The organism is Campylobacter sp. VBCF_04 NA7 (assembly GCF_027737405.1).
In the GTDB taxonomy this organism is placed as follows: Bacteria; Campylobacterota; Campylobacteria; order Campylobacterales; family Campylobacteraceae; genus Campylobacter_B.
This window is the reverse complement of sequence record NZ_JAOVTT010000005.1, coordinates 107,097-128,181: the sequence shown is the minus strand read 5'-3', so window position 1 is coordinate 128,181 and position 21,085 is coordinate 107,097. Positions and strand designations below refer to the sequence as shown.

The 21,085-nt window shown below is 40.5% G+C and carries 23 protein-coding genes, 3 tRNA genes and 1 rRNA gene; 21 read left to right on the top strand and 6 right to left on the bottom strand.

The genetic code is table 11. The features are described 5' to 3' along the window. Window position 1 precedes the first annotated feature (1 nt). Together rrf and OFO00_RS05810 are read left to right on the top strand one after the other, a co-directional pair. Window positions 2–120 (top strand): 5S ribosomal RNA (gene rrf, locus OFO00_RS05815). Window positions 121–343: 223 nt separating this feature from the next. Then, window positions 344–2,176 carry an ATP-dependent nuclease gene (locus OFO00_RS05810; RefSeq protein ID WP_270865256.1) on the top strand — a complete coding sequence of 611 codons (1,833 nt, stop codon included), beginning with the start codon at window positions 344–346 and terminating at the stop codon, window positions 2,174–2,176. 57 nt (window positions 2,177–2,233) lie between these two features. Here OFO00_RS05810 and kdsA read toward each other — a convergent pair whose 3' ends face one another. After that, window positions 2,234–3,037: a 3-deoxy-8-phosphooctulonate synthase gene (gene kdsA / locus OFO00_RS05805; protein ID WP_270865255.1), complete on the bottom strand. Its 804-nt coding sequence runs from the start codon at window positions 3,035–3,037 to the stop codon at window positions 2,234–2,236. 57 nt (window positions 3,038–3,094) lie between these two features. Continuing rightward, window positions 3,095–3,682: a transglycosylase SLT domain-containing protein gene (locus tag OFO00_RS05800; protein WP_270865254.1), complete on the bottom strand. Its 588-nt coding sequence runs from the start codon at window positions 3,680–3,682 to the stop codon at window positions 3,095–3,097. A gap of 117 nt (window positions 3,683–3,799) precedes the next feature. Here OFO00_RS05800 and OFO00_RS05795 point away from each other — a divergent pair. The 9 genes from OFO00_RS05795 to OFO00_RS05755 all read left to right on the top strand — a co-directional run bounded on the left by OFO00_RS05795 (window position 3,800) and on the right by OFO00_RS05755 (window position 9,364). Further along, a tRNA-Val gene (locus tag OFO00_RS05795) sits at window positions 3,800–3,875 on the top strand. Window positions 3,876–3,880: 5 nt separating this feature from the next. Then, window positions 3,881–3,957 (top strand) — tRNA-Asp (locus tag OFO00_RS05790). A gap of 17 nt (window positions 3,958–3,974) precedes the next feature. Further along, window positions 3,975–4,050: transfer RNA gene (locus OFO00_RS05785), tRNA-Lys, on the top strand. Window positions 4,051–4,156: 106 nt separating this feature from the next. Further along, window positions 4,157–5,083: an HlyD family secretion protein gene (locus tag OFO00_RS05780; protein WP_270865253.1), complete on the top strand. Its 927-nt coding sequence runs from the start codon at window positions 4,157–4,159 to the stop codon at window positions 5,081–5,083. Continuing rightward, on the top strand, window positions 5,080–5,994 hold the full coding sequence (locus tag OFO00_RS05775) for an ABC transporter ATP-binding protein (RefSeq protein WP_270865252.1): 915 nt from the start codon (window positions 5,080–5,082) through the stop codon (window positions 5,992–5,994). The genes OFO00_RS05780 and OFO00_RS05775 overlap by 4 nt, the downstream gene beginning before the upstream one ends. Continuing rightward, window positions 5,991–7,115, top strand: coding sequence for an ABC transporter permease (locus OFO00_RS05770; RefSeq protein WP_270865251.1), 1,125 nt, complete (start codon window positions 5,991–5,993; stop codon window positions 7,113–7,115). Before OFO00_RS05775 ends, OFO00_RS05770 begins: the two co-directional genes overlap by 4 nt. A gap of 69 nt (window positions 7,116–7,184) precedes the next feature. Continuing rightward, a complete protein-coding gene (locus OFO00_RS05765) occupies window positions 7,185–7,979 on the top strand; it encodes a class I SAM-dependent methyltransferase (RefSeq protein ID WP_270865250.1) in 795 nt (264 codons plus the stop codon). A gap of 131 nt (window positions 7,980–8,110) precedes the next feature. Continuing rightward, on the top strand, window positions 8,111–8,956 hold the full coding sequence (locus OFO00_RS05760) for a thiamine-phosphate kinase (protein ID WP_270865249.1): 846 nt from the start codon (window positions 8,111–8,113) through the stop codon (window positions 8,954–8,956). Between the two features lie 27 nt (window positions 8,957–8,983). Then, on the top strand, window positions 8,984–9,364 hold the full coding sequence (locus OFO00_RS05755; RefSeq protein ID WP_270865248.1) for a hypothetical protein: 381 nt from the start codon (window positions 8,984–8,986) through the stop codon (window positions 9,362–9,364). Window positions 9,365–9,785: 421 nt separating this feature from the next. On the opposite strand, the gene OFO00_RS05750 is transcribed toward OFO00_RS05755, so the two are convergent. Genes OFO00_RS05750 through OFO00_RS05735 form a run of 4 tightly spaced genes read right to left on the bottom strand, consistent with a single transcriptional unit; the run spans window position 9,786 to window position 12,473 of the window. Further along, on the bottom strand, window positions 9,786–10,571 hold the full coding sequence (locus OFO00_RS05750) for a DUF817 domain-containing protein (RefSeq protein WP_270865247.1): 786 nt from the start codon (window positions 10,569–10,571) through the stop codon (window positions 9,786–9,788). Then, the gene (locus OFO00_RS05745; protein ID WP_270865260.1) at window positions 10,568–11,221 is read right to left on the bottom strand and encodes a tRNA threonylcarbamoyladenosine dehydratase; all 654 of its coding nucleotides are present in this window, start codon (window positions 11,219–11,221) and stop codon (window positions 10,568–10,570) included. The genes OFO00_RS05750 and OFO00_RS05745 overlap by 4 nt, the downstream gene beginning before the upstream one ends. Beyond that, the gene (gene surE, locus OFO00_RS05740; RefSeq protein WP_270865246.1) at window positions 11,218–11,991 is read right to left on the bottom strand and encodes a 5'/3'-nucleotidase SurE; all 774 of its coding nucleotides are present in this window, start codon (window positions 11,989–11,991) and stop codon (window positions 11,218–11,220) included. Before surE ends, OFO00_RS05745 begins: the two co-directional genes overlap by 4 nt. Continuing rightward, window positions 11,991–12,473, bottom strand: a complete 483-nt coding sequence (locus OFO00_RS05735; RefSeq protein ID WP_270865245.1) for a hypothetical protein — start codon at window positions 12,471–12,473, stop codon at window positions 11,991–11,993. Before OFO00_RS05735 ends, surE begins: the two co-directional genes overlap by 1 nt. A gap of 84 nt (window positions 12,474–12,557) precedes the next feature. Here OFO00_RS05735 and lpxB point away from each other — a divergent pair, with 84 nt between their 5' ends. The 10 genes from lpxB (at window position 12,558) to OFO00_RS05685 (ending at window position 21,071) form a co-directional block, all read left to right on the top strand. After that, window positions 12,558–13,688 carry a lipid-A-disaccharide synthase gene (gene lpxB, locus OFO00_RS05730; RefSeq protein ID WP_270865244.1) on the top strand — a complete coding sequence of 377 codons (1,131 nt, stop codon included), beginning with the start codon at window positions 12,558–12,560 and terminating at the stop codon, window positions 13,686–13,688. Window positions 13,689–13,720: 32 nt separating this feature from the next. Continuing rightward, entirely contained in the window at window positions 13,721–14,203 is a 483-nt protein-coding gene (gene greA / locus OFO00_RS05725; protein ID WP_270859711.1) for a transcription elongation factor GreA, read from the top strand. A gap of 9 nt (window positions 14,204–14,212) precedes the next feature. Further along, window positions 14,213–15,220 (top strand): N-acetyl-gamma-glutamyl-phosphate reductase, encoded by a 1,008-nt coding sequence (argC, locus tag OFO00_RS05720; RefSeq protein ID WP_270865243.1) that lies wholly within the window; start codon window positions 14,213–14,215, stop codon window positions 15,218–15,220. Between the two features lie 3 nt (window positions 15,221–15,223). Further along, on the top strand, window positions 15,224–15,940 hold the full coding sequence (locus OFO00_RS05715) for a UDP-2,3-diacylglucosamine diphosphatase (protein WP_270865242.1): 717 nt from the start codon (window positions 15,224–15,226) through the stop codon (window positions 15,938–15,940). A gap of 39 nt (window positions 15,941–15,979) precedes the next feature. After that, window positions 15,980–16,603 (top strand): phosphoserine phosphatase SerB, encoded by a 624-nt coding sequence (serB, locus tag OFO00_RS05710; RefSeq protein ID WP_270859700.1) that lies wholly within the window; start codon window positions 15,980–15,982, stop codon window positions 16,601–16,603. Continuing rightward, entirely contained in the window at window positions 16,596–17,606 is a 1,011-nt protein-coding gene (locus tag OFO00_RS05705; protein ID WP_270865241.1) for a transaldolase, read from the top strand. Before serB ends, OFO00_RS05705 begins: the two co-directional genes overlap by 8 nt. Continuing rightward, on the top strand, window positions 17,606–18,826 hold the full coding sequence (locus tag OFO00_RS05700; RefSeq protein ID WP_270859698.1) for a type IV pilus twitching motility protein PilT: 1,221 nt from the start codon (window positions 17,606–17,608) through the stop codon (window positions 18,824–18,826). Before OFO00_RS05705 ends, OFO00_RS05700 begins: the two co-directional genes overlap by 1 nt. 100 nt (window positions 18,827–18,926) lie before the next feature. Further along, window positions 18,927–19,463 (top strand): 50S ribosomal protein L25/general stress protein Ctc, encoded by a 537-nt coding sequence (locus OFO00_RS05695; protein WP_270865240.1) that lies wholly within the window; start codon window positions 18,927–18,929, stop codon window positions 19,461–19,463. Window positions 19,464–19,470: 7 nt separating this feature from the next. After that, window positions 19,471–20,028, top strand: a complete 558-nt coding sequence (gene pth / locus OFO00_RS05690; RefSeq protein WP_270865239.1) for an aminoacyl-tRNA hydrolase — start codon at window positions 19,471–19,473, stop codon at window positions 20,026–20,028. Next, window positions 20,025–21,071 (top strand): LptF/LptG family permease, encoded by a 1,047-nt coding sequence (locus tag OFO00_RS05685; RefSeq protein WP_270865238.1) that lies wholly within the window; start codon window positions 20,025–20,027, stop codon window positions 21,069–21,071. Before pth ends, OFO00_RS05685 begins: the two co-directional genes overlap by 4 nt. The last annotated feature ends 14 nt before the right edge of the window (window positions 21,072–21,085 follow it).

Genomic DNA, 21,085 nt, shown 5'->3' with positions numbered 1-21,085 from the left:
TGTCCGTGACTATACAGATGAGGAAACGCCTTGCTCCATACCGAACCAAGAAGCTAAGCTCATCATGGCTGATGATACTCTCCGTTACTCGGATGTCGGGAAAGTAGGTCGTTGCGGACTTTGTTTTATTCTTTATGCTTTTTTAAATCATTTAAAATTTTATATCAATCATAGTTAAATCTTTAAAATTTAATTTGTAGTTTTTGTTGTTGAATTTGTGGGGGTTGATTGTTAAATTTATTGAATTTGCTGAATTTTGTATAAATTTAGTTAAATTTTGTTTTTTCATAAGTGCTATTTAGGTAGAATACTTGATAAAAATTATTTTTAAGGTTTTGATTATATGATAAAAAGTATCACGATTAAAAATTTTCGTTCAATTGTGGAACAAACGATAGAATTTGACAAATTTACTTGTTTAGTTGGAAACAACGATTGTGGCAAATCGAATATCCTTAAAGCTTTAAATTTATTTTTTAATAAACAAACTGATTTTAATACGGAATTTGATTTCGACAGAGATTATTCTAAATTTGCTAAAAAGCGTAATAAAAAGGCAGAAGAGATAACTATTTCTATTACTTTTAATTTACCTTCAAAGAAATATAAAGATAATGTGATAACTTGGAAAAAAATTTGGAGACAAAATGGTTTTTTTGGCGACAATATGAACGACATTGTTTCGCCAAGGTCAAAAACAAGAAATTTATTAGAAAATAAAATAAAATATCAATACATCCCGGCAATCAAAAGCAATGAATATTTTAAAGACTTAATGTCTAAGATGTATGATTCTATGATGGATAGTGCTGATAAAAAATTATCTAATATAAATCAAAAATATTCAGATGAATTGCAAAAAATAACAAAAAATTTAACCGAAACGCTGAGTAATACGCTAGATATAAATTCTGTTATTGAAATGCCAAAAAATCTTAGTGTATTGTTTAAAAATCTAGAATTTTCAACTAGTGATAATTTTGTAAAAGAGATAAATTTAATCCATCGTGGTGATGGCATCAGGACTCGTCATATACCATCAATTTTAAAATATATAGATGACAATATGGAATCAAATAAAGCAAAAGGAGCGCCATCGTATATTTTTATTTGGGGGTATGAGGAGCCTGAAAATAGTATAGAATTTACATCTTGTTCTAAAATGGCCGATGAATTGTATGAAATGAGCAAAAATAAACAAATTTTAATAACAACTCACTCTCCATTTTTTTATTTAAAAGGAAAAGAGGAAAGCTCAAAACTTTATTATGTTAGCAAATCTATAAATGGCGATTCGAAATATATCAACAAAAATCCAAAAAATACTGAAAAAAATTTATTTAATAATCACAATGATATGGACGAAGTCGATGATATAGATGAAGAAATGGGACTTATGCCACTTGTTGCTCCGTATGTAGAAAAAAAGAAAGAAGAATTACAAAACAATTCAAAAAAAATATTGGAAGAAGATGAAAAATTAAAGAACAAATTAGCAAATTTGACAGACAAAATTTTACTTATAACAGAAGGAAAAACAGACATTAAACACATTAAAACAGCTTTTGGTTGTTTAGAAAATTTAGACGAAGAACTTTTGAATAAAATTGAATTTTATGATTTTAATGAAACTAAAACGCTAGGATATACTGAATTACAACCAATGTTGAATTATCTATCCAAACTAAACAATAATAATATTATTATTGGCTTATTTGATAGAGACGAGAATAAGATAAACAATTGGATAGAGAGTAACTTTAAAAATTTAGGTAATAATGTCTATGCTTGCTTAATACCATTTTTGGAAAATAAAGAAAGAAAAAGGGATGATAAAATTTGCATAGAACACTATTATTCAAATGACGAAATTACCAAAACATTAAATAATGGTAAGCGATTATATTTAGGTGCAGATTTTGATAAAATTGGAAAATCCAGTGATGATAAATTTATTGTAAAAGGCGCAGATAAAAACCCAATTAGTGATTATAATGAATTATTCTCTACGGACAATAACAAATTACAAGCTATTAGAGATAACGCAAGATTAGCTTCAAAAAACGAATTTGCTGAGTATGTAATAGCAAATTCAAGTGAATTTAATTTTGAAAATTTTAGAAAAATTTTTGATTTAATCAGTGAAATATACAAAAATTTCAGAAATAATGAATAAAATTGGTTAAGCAATCAATTCGCACCCGCGAAATTTGGGTGCGAATTTGGGGTGAATTTAGGCAAATTTTAGCGCTTTTTTAATCGCCAAAATTTCATTAATATTTTTTTCTAGTTCGTCTAAATTTAGCATATTTGGCCCGTCACACAAGGCTTCGCACGGATTTAGGTGTGTTTCGTAGAAAAACCCATCGACTCCAACAGCCGCCGCCGCTCTTGCTAAATATGGCACAAATTTAGAATCGCCACCGCTTGTCGCACCGTTTGCGCTTGGCATTTGCACGCTGTGTGTCGCGTCGAAAATCACGGGCGCGAACTCGCGCATTATCGGGAAACTTCGCATATCTACGACCAAATTTCCGTATCCAAAGGTGCTTCCCCTCTCGCACAGCCACACGCCGTTTTCTTTGGCAGCCTCGTAACCTGCGCTTTTTACGCCACGCGTTTCAAGGACTTTTTTCACGCTGTGATTCATCGCCTGCGGTGCGAGAAACTGCCCCTTTTTGATATTTACTACCGCTTTTGTTTTAGCGGCAGCTACGAGCAAATCAGTCTGACGGCACAAAAACGCCGGGATTTGCAACGCATCAGCGACCTCCGCCACAGGCGCAGCTTGGGTGCTTTCGTGGATATCGGTTAGGATTTTAAATCCAAATTTTTCCTTCACTTCGGCTAGTATTTCGCAGCCCTTTTTAAGCCCCGGACCGCGAAAGCTCGAAATGCTCGTGCGGTTTGCCTTATCAAAACTGCTTTTAAAATAAAAATCGATCCCGTCCATTTCGTGAAATTTGCGAAGCTTCTCAGCCACCGCGAAAATTAGCTCTTTGCTTTCGATGACGCAAGGTCCTGCGATTAAAATCATTTTCTATCCTTTGTTTAAATTTTGGCTATTTTAACCAAATTTAATTAATAATTAATCTTAATACGGCTTGCCAAACATCTTCTCGTAATGCTCGTAAAATCGCTTGTAGTAGGGGTTGGAGTAGCGTTTGCGCATACCGTAATTATAGCACTCGATTGTGTCTTTTATGTTTTTATTTTTGGCGTTCCAGCATTTGCGCAGGATTTTGGCGCATTTTGTGAGATTATAAACGGGATTGAAGATATAATCAATCTCGCTTTTGTCGAAATTTACGGCGTTTAGCTGCCCAAGTCCCACATCGATAGGAAAGCCGTCTTCGTAGAGTTCTTTTGCGATTTGGATTGCGTAGGCTTCGTTTATGGGGTGAATCGCCACGACCCATTTGGAGCGATTTAGGCTGTAATTACTCGTGCGAATTCGCGCATTTGGACTGCTTAGGGTGGCGAAATAATCGGCGTTTGCTTTATTTGTAAGAAATGAAATCGCAAAGGGGTTAAAATCGCTTTCGATTTTTACGATTGTGTATAAAATTTCGGGTTTGACGCCCTCATTTGTGGCGACATACGCGATGGAATTTGTAATATCTGCGTGCGAATACCCAAACAATCGTAATGAAAAAAATAAAATCAGTATAAAATTTCTCATAACTCTTTCTTATTAAATTTAGCTTTGCGTGAGTATAGCAAAAAATTCGATTTTTTCTCCAATTTAAGCGAAATTTAATATCAATCGATATATAATCACACTTCATTTTTAATAAATGGTCGCTTAGCTCAGTTGGTAGAGCGCCACCCTTACAAGGTGGATGTCATAAGTTCGAGTCTTATAGCGACCACCACTTGTGCGATGGTAGTTCAGCTGGTTAGAATGCCGCCCTGTCACGGCGGAGGTCGTGGGTTCGAGCCCCATCCATCGCGCCACTTACTTTACAATCCGTGTCTTGCTAGCTCAGTCGGTAGAGCATCTCACTTTTAATGAGGGGGCCGTTGGTTCGAATCCAACGCAGGACACCACCTTTTTTCTACATAATTTTTAATCATTAAAATCTTTGGCTTAAAACCTATATAAATTTTATTTTTCTTTTGATATAATCGCCAGATTTCAATTTTTGGGTATTTTATGAAAAATTTCTTTTTGCTAATTTTCTTTTTTTCGTTTGCAAACTCGCAAGAGCTACTAAATGGCTACATAGAGGCTGAATTTACCTATATTTCGCCGTATAATTCTGGGATTTTAGATGAAATTTATGTGCAAAAAGGGCAAGAAATTTCGCCAGAAGATAAACTTTTTTGCGTAGATAAGGGTCTTGGCGAAGCAAATATCAAAATCGCCCAAAACGAGGTAAATAAGGCAAAATCAAACTACGAAAATTTAATCAAAGGCAAAAGACAAAGCGAAATCTCTGCCCTAAATGCGCAGTTAAATTCCGCTAAAATCGCACTCGAAAACGCACAAAAAGAGTTTTTTAGAGCGCAAAAACTTTTCAAATCAAACACCATAAGCAAATCCGAATTCGACCAAAAATCTGCGAATTTCGACACTGCAAAAGCCAAAGTCGCGGAAATCGAGGCAGTGTTACAAACAGCTAACCTTGGCGCAAGGGACGATGAAATCGAAATTGCAAAAACAAATATCGCCATTGCTGAGCAAAATTTAGAAAAAACAAAATTAATCTTTGCCAAAAACACAGCCATCTCGCAACACAGCGGTCAAATTTACGATATTTATTTCAAAAAAGGCGAATTTGTCGGCGCAAATAGCCCGGTTTTATCGATTTTAGAACCGCAAAATATCAAGGTCAGATTTTTTGTGCCACAAAAAATCCTTGCGAAGCTCAAAATCGGCGATGAAATCGGAGTTTCGTGCGACGGCTGCGAGGGCGAAAAACCAGCCGTAATCTCGTATATCTCGCCAAGCGCCGAATTTACTCCGCCCGTGATTTATAGCGTCGCAAGCAGAGAAAAAATGGTCTTTATGCTCGAAGCCACCTTTGCCCCAAACACCGAATTTAAGCCGGGTTTGGGCGTTAGCGTGAGAATAAAATGAGCGAATTTGCAATCGATGTTAGCGAGCTAAGAAAAAGTTTCGGTGGCAAAGAGGTCATAAAAAATATCTCGCTTCAAGTCCCGCGTGGCAAAATTTACGGATTTTTAGGCCCCAACGGCAGTGGCAAAACCACGACAATCAGGCTAATTTGCGGACTTTTGACCCCAGATAGCGCAAAAGGTCAGGTTTTAGGATACGATGTTTTGACCCAAAGCGATAAAATCCGCGAAAAAGTCGGCTACATGACCCAAAAATTCAGCTTTTGGGAAGATTTGACGATAAGGGAAAATTTAGAATTCGTAGCCCAAATTTATCAAATCCCAAATTCAAAAACAATCATCGACGAAACACTTGCAAACTTGGGCCTTATAGATAGACAAAATCAGCTAAGCAGGGGACTTTCTGGCGGTTGGAAACAAAGACTTGCGCTTAGTGCTTGCATACTGCACAAGCCTGAAATTTTGTTGCTTGATGAGCCCACAGCAGGCGTCGATCCAAAGGCTAGGCGCGAGTTTTGGGACGAGCTTGGCAGGCTCAGGGACGAGGGAATTACCACGCTTGTGAGCACGCACTATATGGACGAGGCTGAGCGTTGCGATGAGTTAGTCTATATCGCAAACGGCAAAATCGTCGTCAAAGGCACGCCAAAAAGCGTCGCTAGGCAAACTGGGCTTTTTTCGTTTATACTTGGCGGAATAAATTTGGCAAATTTGGCGCAAATTTTGCAAAACATGGACGAAATCACCACAACAGCGATGTTTGGAGAGAGTTTGCGAATTTGTGGCGAAGATGAGCAAAGGCTAGAAAAAATCCTGCAAACCTATAAATTTAAGCACGAACTTTCGTGGCAAAAAAGCGAGGTTTTGCTAGAAGATGCCTTCGTGTATTACCTAAAAAAGGCGCTTAAATGAGGCTAGCGCGCATAAAAGCCCTCGTCAAAAAAGAGCTAATCCAGCTAAGACGCGATAAAACCACATTTGGCATGGTCGTGGCGATCCCGATAATTTGGCTTTTGATGTTTGGTTACGCCATAAATATGGACCCCAAAAACCTGCCCATGGCGCTTAATTGCAGGGACAATTCGCCGCTTAGCAGAAGCATTGTAAGTGGGCTTGAAAATTCGGGCTATTTTAGGATAGTCGCCGAAATCTCAGATGACAAAACTGGCGAAAAGCTCCTAAAACAAGGAAAAGTTTTGTTCGTGCTAAATATAGGCGAAAATTTTACCAAGGGTATAATCCGCGCTGAAAATCCTAAAATTTTGCTTCAAGCAGACGCTAGCGATCCAGTGGCTGTATCGTCGGCTATAAGCGCGATTTCTGGGGTCAGTCAAAGCGTGATAAATAAAGAATTTAAAGGAAATCTGGCTCATCTGCGCACCAAAAATCCGCCATTTGAAATTCTGCTTCACCGAAATTTCAACCCAGAGGGATTTACGAGATACAACATAATCCCTGGGCTAATCGGCATGGTTTTGATTTTTACCGGCGTTATGATGACGGCACTATCGCTGACGAGGGAGCGCGAGCTAGGCACGATGGAAAATCTGCTCTCCATGCCAGTAACCCCGCTCGAAGTGATGATTGGCAAAATCACGCCGTTTGTTTTCATCGGCATTGTGCAAACCTCTCTCATAATCATAATGGCGAAATTTCTCTTTGAAGTGCCTATTTTAGGCTCTTTGGCACTGCTTTTTTTCTGTTCGTTTATTTTCATTGTTTGCAATTTGGCATTAGGATTTTTGATATCGACAATCGCCAAAAACCAGACCCAAGCCCTGCAAATGTCGGTTTTCGTAATGCTTCCATCAATGCTATTAAGCGGGTTTATGTTCCCATTTTTAGGCATGCCAAGCTGGGCGCAGTTTTTGGGACAGTGTTTCCCGCTGACATATTTTTTGCGAATTTGTCGCGCGATAATGCTAAAAAACGCGCAATTTGCCGATGTTTTGCCAAACCTTGCCCCGCTTTGCCTAATCGTGCTTGTAATCACCGCCCTGACGCTAAAAGCCTACAAAAACACATTGGACTGAGAAATTTAAGCATTTTTTGATAAAATATATCGTTATTGAAATTTAAAAAATCCCGTAAAAAGGATATTTATGCAAAATAAAATCGCAAATACGCTATTTATTCCGTTGATTGCAAGAATTCATGCAAGTAAAAATTTCAAGCAGTATTTTTACGATGAGACGGCGATGAAATTTGAAGATAAAATCCCGCAAAAATTCCTAAAAATTTCATCTGAATACGAGTCTTTGGCTTCTGCTGCAAGATACTATGAAACCGACATTATGATAAAGGATTTCATTGCCACACACAGCGTTTGCAATGTCGTAAATTTGGGCTGTGGCTTGGAGACTTTGGCGTTTCGTTTCGGTAAAAATGGGGCGAAATTTTACGGCGTTGATTTGGCAGAAGTTATCGAATTTAGGCAAAATTTGCTACCGCAAAATGATAATGAAACTCTGATTTCATGTGATTTGTTTGATATGAAATGGAGCGAAAATTTAGATAAAAGCTTGCCTACGATTTTCATCGCAAACGGCGTTTTTATGTATTTTACCGAGACAAAAATATTAAATTTAATCTCAAATTTAAAAGCAAATTTTAAAAATTCCGAGCTTATTTTTGACGCTACGACAAAATTTGGCATAAAATGCGCGAATTTTTATGTCGGGCGGTTTGGCAAAGATATGGCTAAAATGCACTTTTTCGTGCAAAACAGGGACGAATTTGCTAGTAAGTGCGAGTGTGAAATTTTAAGCAAAACGCCGTTTTTCACCACTGCACGAAAAATGCTAAAAAATAAAACAAAACTCTCCACTCGCCTTACAATGGCGTTTGTGGATAAATTTGATTTGGCGTTTATTTTGAGATTAAATTTGCGAAAATAAAAAATGAGCGCGAAACGATTGCGCATAGTAAAACGAGCTTTGGTATTGCCGCAGCTTTTTGATTTACCCCATAAATTTAAGCTAAATTTCATATAATAGCAAAATTTAATTCTTGCGAAAAAGGTTAGCAAATGGACAAAGAGGCCTACATTTACACGAAATTCAAAAGCAAACTAAACGGCGATGATTGCGCTATCGTGGGCGATTTGGCGTATTGCAAGGACCTTTTTGTCGAGGGCGTGCATTTTAAGCGCGAGTGGCTTAGCATGCACGAAATCGGCGCGAAAGCCATGCTGGTAAATATCTCGGACATGATTGCCAAAAACGCTAAGCCAAAATATGCTCTAATCGGGCTTTCGCTGCCCGGGGACATCACCACCGCCCAGATTGACGAGCTGTGCGCCGGGCTAAACGAAACCGCGCAGAAATGGGGCATTGAGATTATCGGCGGGGATACGATTAGCGACGATAAAATTTCCATTAGTATCACGATGATAGGCAAGTGCAAAAAGCCGATTTTCAGAAATGGCGCGAAGTGCGGGCATTTGATCGCACACACGGGCAAGCTCGGCTATGTAGGAATTGATTTGCAAATTTTGCTAGGTGGGGGCAAAAGAAGCGAAATTTCGCCACATTCTCGCATACTCCGCCCAGAACTCAGGGCGAAATTTTTCTACAAAGCCGCCAAATACATAAGCGCGTCTATGGATATCAGCGACGGGCTTGGGCAGGATTTGGAGCGCCTTTTGCGCGCTAGCGGCGTGGGTATGAGCTGGCTTGTTAGCCCCAAAGAATATGTGCTAAACTCGGGCGAAGAGTATGAGATTTTATTCGCGTTCGAGCCAAAATTTCTTAGCAAAATTTACGAAATCGCCTCCAAAACCAAAACCCCAATTAGCGTCATTGGCAAGGCGGAGGATCGAAATTTAGACAATACTTGTGAATTTAAGGGCGAAAGGCACCATTTTAGCGAGTAAATTTGCAAATTTTTAGAAAGGTTTTTTGTGAAAAAGTTAGTTATAGTAGCTATTTTAAGCGTATTTGCTTTTGGCGAAGGCGGTTGTAAGAACAAATTTGCACAAGAAAAAATCGAAAGGTTAAAAGGAGAAGTAATGGATAATTTTACTACTTTGCGTGAAATAAAATGTGAAAACAATATTCTAACACACGATAGTATCCTTTCTGTTGATTTAGAAAAAATGGGCGAAAAAGAGAAATCAAATTTTTTATTTTTTATTGGAGAAATAGTAAAAAATAGATATTGTAATAGCGAAGATTTTGTTAATATTCGCAATGCAAATTTAACTTTTAAACGAATTATTAAAACGCAAAATTTGGATAATACTTATGAATACGAAGTTTCAAATAAGGATTGTTTGCGATAAATTTGTAATTTTGACTATTAAGTCTAAAATTCTAAATCGTGTTTTGTAAATTTTAAAAGCTACGCCCAAAATTTGCTTTTAAGTGTCATTGCGAGCCGTGCGAAAGCACGGCGTGGCAATCGCCAAAGCTTAAATTAAAAGTAGGGTAAATGGCAGAATTTTGAATTTTTGTTTCTTTTTGATAATTGCGAACCGCTAGAAATTTTTAAGTCTAATCCTTTTTTGCGGGGGCGGCGCTCAGAGTGGCGAGGCCCGCCCGCCCCCGCACCCCCACCCGGGCGACGCTTACAAGGTGGCGTGCTACGCACGCATTTATTTTACTGAATTTTGCTTCGCAAAATTCTTTGAGATTATAGTTTTGGGTAAAATTTTGAAAAAGCAAAATTTTGGACGCAGTATTTTTGGGTTGCGCTAGCGAAATTTAGCCATTACCCAAAATTTTGCCCTCTATTCGCTTCAAAATCGCCACGATAATAAAGCTAATAATACAAAGCAAAATCCAGCTAGAAATCTTGCCGAAGCTCACAATATGCCAAGTCTGAGCTTGGTTTGGATAAACCCATGCGCCAAAAAATGTAGCGATATTTTCGGCAACCCAGATAAAAAATCCGATTAGGCAAAACGCAAGCAAAAGTGGCATTGCATACTCTCTTTGGCGCGGGCGAAAATAGACTTTCGCGCGAAAATACAGCGCGCAAACAGCGATTAATAGAACATAGCGAAAATCATAACCTATGAAATGGTGGGTGAAAAAATTCGCATAAATTAGCGCGCAAAGGGCGAAACTAGCGTATGAGCGGGGCATGTTTTCTAGCCGTAAATGCAAAATTCGCCATGCCTGAATCATATAGCTTCCCACAGCCGCATACATAAATCCGCTATAAAGTGGCACGCCATAAATTTTAAACACTCCCGCCTCCGGGTAGCTCCACGAGCCGATAGCTGGGTGGGTTTTAAAAATCTCTAAGGCTAGCCCAATGGCGTGAAAAAGGCAAATCGCGCAAAGCTCGCGAAGACTTTCGAATTTAAACGCGACGAGCAAAATTTGCAAAATCAAAGCCGAAATTAGCAAAAAATCATAGCGCGCGATGAAGCCCAAATTTAGGTGTTTTGAGGCGAAAAGTAGCACAAAAAATGAGCCAGCAAAAATGCAAGCTCGGATTTGTTTTAGCCCAAAAGCCCAAAACTCGGCGATGAAAAATTTCATTTTTCGCCTATTAGATTTCGCACGACATAGCTGGCGATAAAAAGCCCAAAACTAGCCGTTACGCCCATAAAACTGCCAAGCTTTTCGCAGCGCGGAAGTTCGGAGCTAAAAACGCAAGGAAAATCGCCAGAAAATCCCGCTTTTTTGAGTTCGTAGCGAAATTTGCGTGCAAATGGGTCGGTGTGGGTTTTCCACACGGAGGCGATTTCGATTTTGGCGGGATCTAGGCGTTTGGCAGCGCCAAGAGAGCTTATGAATTTCACATTTTTTTCGTGAGCAAGCGTGGCAAGCGCGATTTTGGCGCCCACATCGTCGATTGCGTCGATTATGAAGTCAAATTCGCCTATGTCAAAACCAGCTAAAAATTCGCTATCTATTTTGGCGCAGATTGCGCGCACGCCTTCAAATTTACGCGCGAAAACTTCTGCCTTTTTCTCGCCTAAATTTTCGCTTGCAAATTGTCTGTTTTGATTGGTGATGTCAAATTCATCGCAGTCAATCACGCTCAAATTTACCACGCCACTGCGATACAGCGCCTCGATGAGCGCGCCACCTACGCCACCACAGCCACACACAAGCACGCGCGCATTTTGCAAAATTTCAAATTTCTCGCCAAAAATCCAGCGCGCTCTGGTGAAGCAATCATTTATTTCATAATCCACTCTTCAAGCCCCTTTAATTGCTCATTTGCGGTCAAATTTAACTGCACCGGCGAGAGCGTAGCGTAGCCCTTCATCAAAAGGTCTATGTCGCTGCCCGCGTTTTTTTCGCTGTCAAACTCAAAAACCGCATTGCCTAGCCAGTAATACTCTTCGCCACGCGGATTGCGATTTAGCGTGGCGTCGTGTCCGTAAAATTTCTCGCCAAGCCTCGCGCATTTTAGCCCCAAAAACTGCGACGCACTCACAGCCGGGACATTTAAATTTAAAAACTGCTTTGGCGGAAGCGGAAAACCGGTGGCAAAAATCTTTTTAACCAAATTTCGCGCTAACTTGCAAGCTAGGCTAAATCCGTATTTATCCAGCGAATCTGCGCTGTAATACTGGCTGATTGCAATCGCTGGAATTCCTTGCAAAACCCCCTCCATAGCCCCTCCGCAGGTGCCTGAGTATGTGATATCCTCGGCTATATTTGCGCCGTGATTTATGCCTGAGATTACAAGGTCGGGTTTGCGCGAATACAGGGCTTGAAGTGCGAGATACACGCAATCGCTAGGCGTAGCGTCGTCGAGTTTGTAAAAATCATCGCCGATTGCGATGAAGCGAAGCGGGCGAGTGAGAGTGAGAGAGTGCGAGCAGGCGGACTTTTGCGAGCTTGGGGCTACGATAGTGATATGCGCGATATCCCTTAGCGCGCTTGCAAGTTCCAAAAGCCCCCTAGCTTCGAAGCCATCGTCGTTTGTGATTAAAATTTCGTGCATTAAAGCCCCTTGCTTAGGCAAAAGCTCTCATCGACATCACTAGATGAGAGTGGCGAAGCTGGGTCATCGTAGAAAAATCTATGGCTAAATTTCACGCCATGTCGGAGCAAAATGCGCTTGCTAGGCGAGTTGCAAGCTTGATTTGCTAGGACGATTTGGAAGGATTTGAGATAATTTTCCTTATTTTTTGGGCTCATTTCGCCCCATTTTGAGGATAGTTCGAAGTGATAAACAGCACTTGCTCCCTCGCTCGTGACATCGACTAGCCTTGCGCCGTTAAAATCAGCCTGCGCGCCAGGGTGAGCGCGAAAACTATCGCTGATTTGCCTTGCGATACCCTCTGGGGCGTTGTTTGCGGTCATTGTCTTTGCCACTTTTATGGCACTATCTGGTTCGTCGATTTGCATTTTTTGGTAGCTCGGAGTGGAAGCGCACCCTGCCACAAATAGCGCGCAAATGGCGCAAATTAGGGATTTTTGCATAATTTTTCCTTGTGATTAAAATTTAAAAATGTTTAATTTTAGCACATTTTGATATAATTGCCAAAAATTAAAAAAGGTAAGAGTTTGAATTATTTGATTTCGTGTTTGGAACCGTCTGCAAATCTGCATTTTAGCGAGGTTTTGCGTGAAATTTTAATCCTCGATAAAAACGCTAAAATTTATGGCATTTTTGGCGAGGAATTTAGCGCGCACGGCGAGCCGTTGTATAAATCGAGCGAATTTTCGGCAATGGGATTTGTGGAGATTATTCCACTGATTTTTAAGGCAAAAAGGGCGTTAAAGCAGATGTGCGAGCTAGCAAAAAACTGCGATGTGGTGCTTTTAATCGATAGCCCAGCCTTTAACCTGCCCCTTGCAAAGGCTCTGAAAAAATCGGGCGTGAGTGCGAGGATAGTGTATTATATCCTGCCCCAAATTTGGGCGTGGAAGCGCGGTAGAGTCAAAGCTCTGCAAGAAAATTGCGATTTTTTGTGTGGAATTTGGCAGTTTGAGAGGCAGTTTTATTCTAAAATTTTGGATCTAAATTTTGAAAATTTGCCAAATTTAAGCGATAAAAGCGGTTTTTGCTTCGTAGGACACCCGCTTTTAGACGAAATCAAAGAGCGCAAAAGCTCGTATGAAAAAAACGGCCTAATCGCCTTTATGCCGGGCTCTCGCAGGGCTGAGATTTCGCGACTTATGCCAGTTTATAGGGAATTAGCCGAAAAGCTAAAAAGCGAAAATGCAAATTTAAAATTTAGCCTAGTTGTGCCACCATTTTTGGCGGATAAGGTGGAGCAAATTTACGGCGATACGCGCGGTTTTAGCATAGAAACTGATGCTATAAAAACCCTAGCAAAAAGCGAATTCGCCTTTATCTGCTCTGGGACTGCGACCCTGCAAGCTGCCCTTATTGGCACCCCTTTTGTGCTTTGCTACAAAGCCAAGGCCCTAGATGTCGCGATCGCGCGCAGGTTTGTGAAGCTAAAACATGTCGGCCTTGCAAACATAATCTTTGATTTTTGCGAAAAAGACGAGCTTCACAAAGAATTAATCCAAGAAGAAGTGAGTGTCTCAAATCTCTACGACGCATACGCCCTGCGCGATGATGAGCGCTTTGCGCGCGCTTGCGTGGAGCTTAGAGAGTATTTGGCTATGCCAAGTGCGAAAAATGTGGCGCGAATTTTAACGACAAACGCTAAATTTAAAGTATAATTAGAAAAATTTGAAAAAGGATTGCTATGAGTATCACAGAACCCATGACCTCTTATGGATACGAAAAAATCACTGCTGAGCTTAAAGAGCTCCAAAATGTAAAACTCCCGCACATTATCAAACAAATCGATATCGCGCGAGATCACGGCGATTTGAAGGAAAATGCCGAGTATCACGCGGCGCGCGAGGAACAGGCGTTTTTGCTCTCTCGCATTGCCGAGTTAAACGACATACTCTCGCGCTCTCGCATAATAGATCCCGCAAGCTACGAGCACGATAAGGTCAAATTTGGCTCTACTGTGACTTTCATGGATGTGGAAACCGAAATCGAGGAAACCTATGTCATCGTGGGGCTTATGGAGGCTGATATTTCCAAAAGACTGCTTAATATCAACACCCCGCTAGCGCGCCAGCTTTTGGGCAAGGCCGAGGGCGATGAAGTGGTGCTAAACCTGCCAAGTGGCACCAGAGATGTCGAGATTATCAGCGTTAGCTACAAACCGATTAAATTTTAAGGCGAAAATATGAAAAGAGCTGGAATCATCGGCGTAGGGGGATATACTGGGCTTGAACTAGTTAAAATTTTACTAGCACACAAAGGCTTTGAAATTTCGTATCTTGCCGCTACGAGTGAGGGCGAAATTTCTGAGATTTTCCCGCAGTTGGCTGGGATTTTGGATATGAGGGTGCAAGTTGCCGACCCAAAAACTGCCGCGCAAAGTTGCGATGTGGTGTTTTTGGCACTTCCGCACGAAAAGGCAATGGAGTTTGCGAGCGAAATTTTGAAATTTCCTAGCGTCAAGGTCGTGGATTTAAGCGCGGATTATCGCCTATCGCTTGAACTTTACGAGAAAAACTACACCAAACATTTAGACCCGCTAAATTTAGCCCACGCTGTGTATGGTTTGGCTGAGTTAAATGCCGAAAAAATCGCCTCTGCAAGGCTTGTGGCAAATCCCGGCTGCTATCCGACATGCTCGGTTCTAGCCGCCGCGCCATTTGTGAAATACATGGATAGCAAAATCGGCGTTTTTATCGACGCCAAAAGTGGTGTCAGTGGCGCAGGCAAGGGGCTAAAAGCCACTAGCCATTTCGTGAGCGTCAATGAAAACATAAATGCATACTCACCACTCACTCACCGCCACGCAGACGAGATTTGGGAGCAACTTAGCCTGATAAATGGCGCGGAATTTAGCGTATCTTTTGTGCCAAATTTGGCCCCATTTACGCGCGGAATGCTTGCAAGCGTTTTTGGCGTGCTAAAAGAGAGTATCGACGCAGAGAAAATTTTGCGCGAATTTTATGCAAATTCGCCTTTCGTGCGTGTGCGTAGTGAGCCAGTGTCTGTAAAAAATGTCGCAGGAACGCATTTTTGCGATATTTTCGTCAAAACGCAGGGGGATAAAATTTGGATAAACTCGGCAATCGACAACCTGCTAAAAGGCGCGTCAAGTCAGGCTGTGGCAAATGCGAATTTGATGTTTGGCTACGATGTGGGCGAGGGTTTGCCACGCCTAGGAAATAGCATTTAAATCGTGGAAAATTTGCAAATAAAGCCCGGAGCTATTTTTATCAGCGACGCGCACGATAACGCAAACAAGCGAAATTTCCTGAAATTTTTGCGAAATTTAAGGGGCGCGAAAACACTGCCGCCGCAAATTTTCATGCTTGGCGATATGTTTGATTTCCTCGCAAATACGACATTTGTGCGCGAATTTTACGCCGAATATATTGCCATAATCAACGAAATTTCGCAAAAATGTGAAATTTATTATTTCGAGGGAAATCACGATTTTAATTTAGAGGCTATTTTCCCGCACGCAAGGATCTTCGCAAACTGCGCCCAGCCAGCAAATTTCAGCTTTAAAGGCAGGCAAATCCAAATCTCTCACGGCGATATTTTTTTGCCAGCTTTGACAAAATTTGCGCTTTTATCACTGCGAAATAGGGCGTTTTTGAAATTTATGGATAAAATCGATTGTGCGCTAAATTTTAAAATTTCAAAAATGATTTTAAAAAGCCAAGAGAATAAAATTTTGTATAAAAAGGCTGGGAATTTCAAATCCTATATCGAGCCAAAAATCCACAACTACACCGCGCCTATCGTAATCGAAGGGCATTATCACCAAGATGAAATTTTAGAATTTGAGGGTGTGAAATATATAAATTTAAACTCATTTGCAGTAAGCGAGAAAATTTACGAGGTGCAAAATAGCCAAAATTTTGAGCTCTTTTCAAAAAACTTAAATTAAAACTTAGATATAATTGCTTTTTTTTATAAAGGAAATTTAATGATAAAACTTTGTGTGTTTGATTTCGATTCTACGCTTATGGACGGGGAGACGATAACGAATTTTGCCAAAAGTGTAGGCAAGGAAAAAGAGGTTAAAGAGATTACAAAGCGCGCAATGGCGGGCGAGATTGATTTTTTCGAGAGTTTGCAAGAGCGGGCTATGTTTTTAAAGGGTATGAAATTTTCGGATATGCAAAAAATTGCTCAAAATTTACCATTTGTTCCCGGCGCAAAAGAGCTTATAAGCTATCTCAAAGCCAAGGGAATTACCGTCGTGGTGTTTAGTGGCGGATTTCATGTGGCGACAGACTGGGCAAAAGAGGTGCTAGGATTTGATGCGAGTTTTGCCAATATCTTGCACCGAAAAGACGGCGTTTTAACCGGTCATGTGGGCGGAGAGATGATGTTTGGCTACTCAAAAGGCGTGGTCTTGCAACAGCTCAAAGCGATTTTGCATTTAAGCGCAGATGAGGTTATGTGCGTGGGAGACGGGGCAAACGATGTGGCGATGTTTAGAGAAGCGGGGCTAAGAATCGCGTTTTGCGCCAATGAAATTCTAAAAAAAGAGGCAACTCATTGCGTGGATAAAAAAGATTTAAGGGAGATAATGCAGTATGTATAACGACGATATCAAATTTAGCTTGTGGTGCGATTTTATCGAGCGCGATTTTATTGCAAAGGAATTTGGCGAATTTCTCGCAAAAGGCACATTTAACGGCGCGACCTCAAATCCCTCTATTTTCAAAAACGCCATTACTACCTCCCAAGCTTACGGCGCGCAAAAGGCGAAATTTGCGCACAAAAACACAAAAAAGCTTTATGAAATTTTAGCTATAACTGATATCAAAAACGCCGCAAACGCGCTTTTGGCAAACTACGCTAAGGGCGATGACGGCTTTATTAGTATCGAAGTAGATCCTAGTATCTCAGATGATGCGGAGGCTATGATAAAAGAGGGCAAAAGGCTGTTCGCGCAAATTGCCATGCCAAATGTAATGATAAAAGTCCCAGCGACCCAGGCTGGATACGAGACGATGAGAGCTTTGACGAGGCGGGGCATAAATGTAAATGCGACCTTGATTTTCTCGCCAGAGCAAACCGCAAAATGCCTAGAAGCGATTAAAGAGGGTACAAGCGAGTTCGCGGCTAAATTTGAAGGCGCAAAACTTCCGCAATCTGTGATTAGCATTTTTGTTAGCCGTTTTGATAGAGCCCTTGATGAGGATATGAAAAAAGCTGGCTTAGAGCCTGCAAAAATCGGCATTATGAACGCTACGAAATGCTATAATATCATCGCCAAAGAAAATTTGCCGTTTGTTAGGGCGCTTTTTGCTAGCACGGGGGTAAAAGGTAGCGAAATCCCTGCGGATTATTATATAAAAGAGCTTTTGTATCCGCTTAGCGTAAATACTGCCCCGCTTGATACAATCAAGGCTTTCATAGGGGCAAAATGTGAGCCAAAAACTCCATTTAGCGATGAGGAAATTGATAAATTTTTCGCTGATGTCGCGCAAAAGGCTGGCATTGATATGGATAAAATTTACAAAAAGCTTTTAAAAGATGGCTTAGTGGCTTTTGAACAAGCATTTGATGAGATTGTGACAACACTTGAAAAGGAGAAATAATGGCTGACGCAATTGATTATTCACAATATCAAGTCGATGTAAGCACGCTAGATTTTAAGCAACGCGATAGACTTGATAAATTTTTGAATTTTTTGGTTCAAAACGGCGGTAGCGACTTGCACTTAAAAGCAGGTTCTGTGGTGCGTGGTAGGATTAATGGTGAGCTTGTAAAATTTACAAAAGATCCTTATCTTAAAGAGGATATGATGACTTTGGCAAAAGAGCTTTTAAAAACTCGTTTCCCAGAGATGATTAAAAACAAAAGTGTGGATTTTACATACAAATTAAACGACGAATACCGCTTTCGTGTAAATATCTTTTTTCAAATTGACGGCGTAAGTGCGGTATTTAGAACGATTCCAGTTAAAATTCCTACAATTGATGAGCTTGGACTTCCAAAAAGTATCAAAGAGATCTGCGATACTGCTATGCGCGGCGTCGTGCTTCTAACTGGTCCAACAGGTAGCGGTAAAACAACCACAATCGCTTCTATGCTAAATCGCATAAACCACGCTAGAACGAGCCATATCGTTACGATTGAAGATCCAGTTGAGTTCGTTTTCAAAGATGATAAATGTATCATCAACCAACGCGCTATCGGCGAGGACTGCAACACTTTCGCTGATTCGCTTCGTGCGGCACTGCGCGAGGACCCTGATGTTATCTTCGTGGGCGAGATGCGCGACCTTGTTACGATTGAGACTGCATTGCATGCCGCTGAGACTGGTCACCTTGTCTTTTCTACCGTGCATACAATCGACGCCAAAGAGACAATCAACCGTATCGTTGCGATGTTTGAACAAGCAGAGCAAGAGCGTATCCGTATGACACTAGCTAGCGTTATCGAGGCTGTAATCTCACAACGCCTTGCACGCACAATTGATGGAAAACGCGTGGCGGTAGTTGAAATTTTGCGTAAAAATACCCGTATTAGAGATATGATTTTAGAAGGACGCGACTCCGAAATTCCAGACGCAATCGCTGATGGACGCAACACCTATGGTATGCAAACCTTCGATCAACACCTACTTGATCTGTATGTCCAAGAGGTGATTACGAGAGATGAAGCCCTTGATAAGGCCTCTAAACGCAACGACTTAGAGCTAAAAATGAAAAACGCAGACCTAGCGAAAAAACGCGGTATTATGCTCGCAAACGGCGAGGATATCCCAGATCAACTCGCAGAAGAGGTCGTTCAACTCCAAGATATTCGTCGTTAAATTTACGCTAGCAAGAATTTCTTGCTAGCACCCTTTTATAAAGCTATATTAAAGTTAAATTTTAGTAAAATCAGCCCCTATTTTTTTTAAAGGAAAACTCATGTTAGAAGGTATCGTTAGAGATAGTATCGGTAAAAAGGCTTCTAAGTCTTTAAAACGAGATGGTTATCTAATCGCTAATATTTATGCGAAAGGATTAAAAAATATAAATGCTGCGTTTAAAACAAACGATTTTATCAAAGCAGTTCGCAGCAAAAATACTTTGCCTTTCGAGGTAAAAGTGGGCGATAGCACATACAAAGTAGTAGTGCAAGAATACCAAAAACACCCTGTAACAAACGCCCTAACTCATGTTGATTTACGCGTAGTAGATGATAATGTAGTTAGCAAATATCTTGTTCCAGTTTATACAACAGGTGTCGCAAAAGGTCTAAAAAACAAAGGTGTTTTAGTTCAATCAAAACGCCGCTTAGCTGTAAAATGCGCTGGTAAAGATCTACCAGATAGCTTTACGCTAGATGTTACAGAGCTAGATTTGGGCGATTTTATCCTAGTTCGCGATATCCCTGTAAAAGATGGCGTAAGCATTATCATGGATGGCTCTGTTGCAGTTGTCGGAGTAACTTCGGCTAAATAGGTGAGCTATGATACTGCTCGTCGGACTTGGTAATCCAGGGGAGAAGTATTCTCACACTAGGCATAATGTAGGATTTATGCTAATCGACGCTCTGCTAAGCAATGGCGGTTTTAGCGATGTTAGCGGAGCGAAATTCCAGGGTGAGCTTTATAAAAAAGGCTCACTTCTACTTCTTAAACCTCAAACTTTTATGAATTTAAGCGGAAATTCTGTTAAAGCAGTCTGCGATTTTTACAAACCTGATAGAGTTATCGTAATCCACGATGATATTGATTTAGCACTTGGTGCGATTAAATTTAAGCTTGGCGGAAGCGCTGGCGGACATAACGGGCTTAAATCAATCGACAATCTGATTGGAACCAAGTATGAAAGAGTGCGTATCGGCGTGGGCAAAAAGCCAGAAGGCTGGGACGCTGCAAATTTTGTTTTGGCTAAATTTGGGGACGATGATAGGGAAAAACTAAGCCAAATTTTAGAGTATGCCAAAAAGGCTGTAAATGAGCTAATTCACAGCGATATAGATGAAATTTCGCAAAAATTCACGATAAAAAAGGTTGCGCAATGAAGCTATATGCCAAATATGTAAGCCTTGTTTATCTTAAATATTTTTTTATTTTATTTGTAGCTTTGGACTTTTTTTATGTGGGAATCGATGTCTTAACCAATCTCAAAGACTTCCCGCAAAGCGCCAACACAGGGCTTTTATATGTGGCACTAACAGCTGGCGTGGCGATTACTTATATTTTGCCATTAAGCCTGATTTTTGCGCTGATTATAATGATTTTTAACATGATTCGAAGTAGCGAGCTTATCAGCTTTTACGCCCTTGGCGTGAGCAAAAACGCTCTGATAATTCCGCCGTTTTTGATATCGCTTTTTATCACGCTAGGATATATTTATCTAAATACCACCCCTTTTGCCTATGCTTTGAAATTTCAAAAGAATTTGACGGATTTTACCCCAGTAGGGCCTGAGATGTTTCTCAAATACGAGGGCAAATATGTCTATATCAACGGACTTCACCAAAACCACGCTGATGAGATGATAGCTTTTGATATCAACGCTAGCGAGTTGCAAAGCAGAATTTGGGCTAAAAACGGCGAATATAGCGCGAAAGAGTGGAAATTTAGGGAGGGCGAAAAAACCCAAATTCCTACAAATTTAAGCCTTGGCGAGGCTGGGTTGAAAAAGGAAAGTATCCAAAACGAAGCCATGCTAAGAGGCTTTAACCCAAGCTCGATCGAAAGCGTGTATGATACGAGCAATGTATATTCGATCAAAGACGCGATTCGCTCTATCAAAACCTTCGCAAACCAAGGCGTCAATGTAAATTCAATCAAGGCAAATTTATACAATATGATATTTTTCCCGCTTTTTGCGCCGATTATGATTTTAATCCTTTATTATTATTTTCCGATTACTGGCAGGTTTTTTAACCTAGCTCTTATGAGTTTTGGGTTTTTTATCATTACTCTTTGTGCGTGGGGGCTGTTTTTCGTGCTGATTCGCTTCTCGCTTAATGGCGTGATACTCCCAGAATTAGGCATTATCGTGCCGATTTTGCTACTTTTAGTATTTGCGATTTGGCTGGTTTTTAAGCATCGTTAAGTCCGAATTTGCTA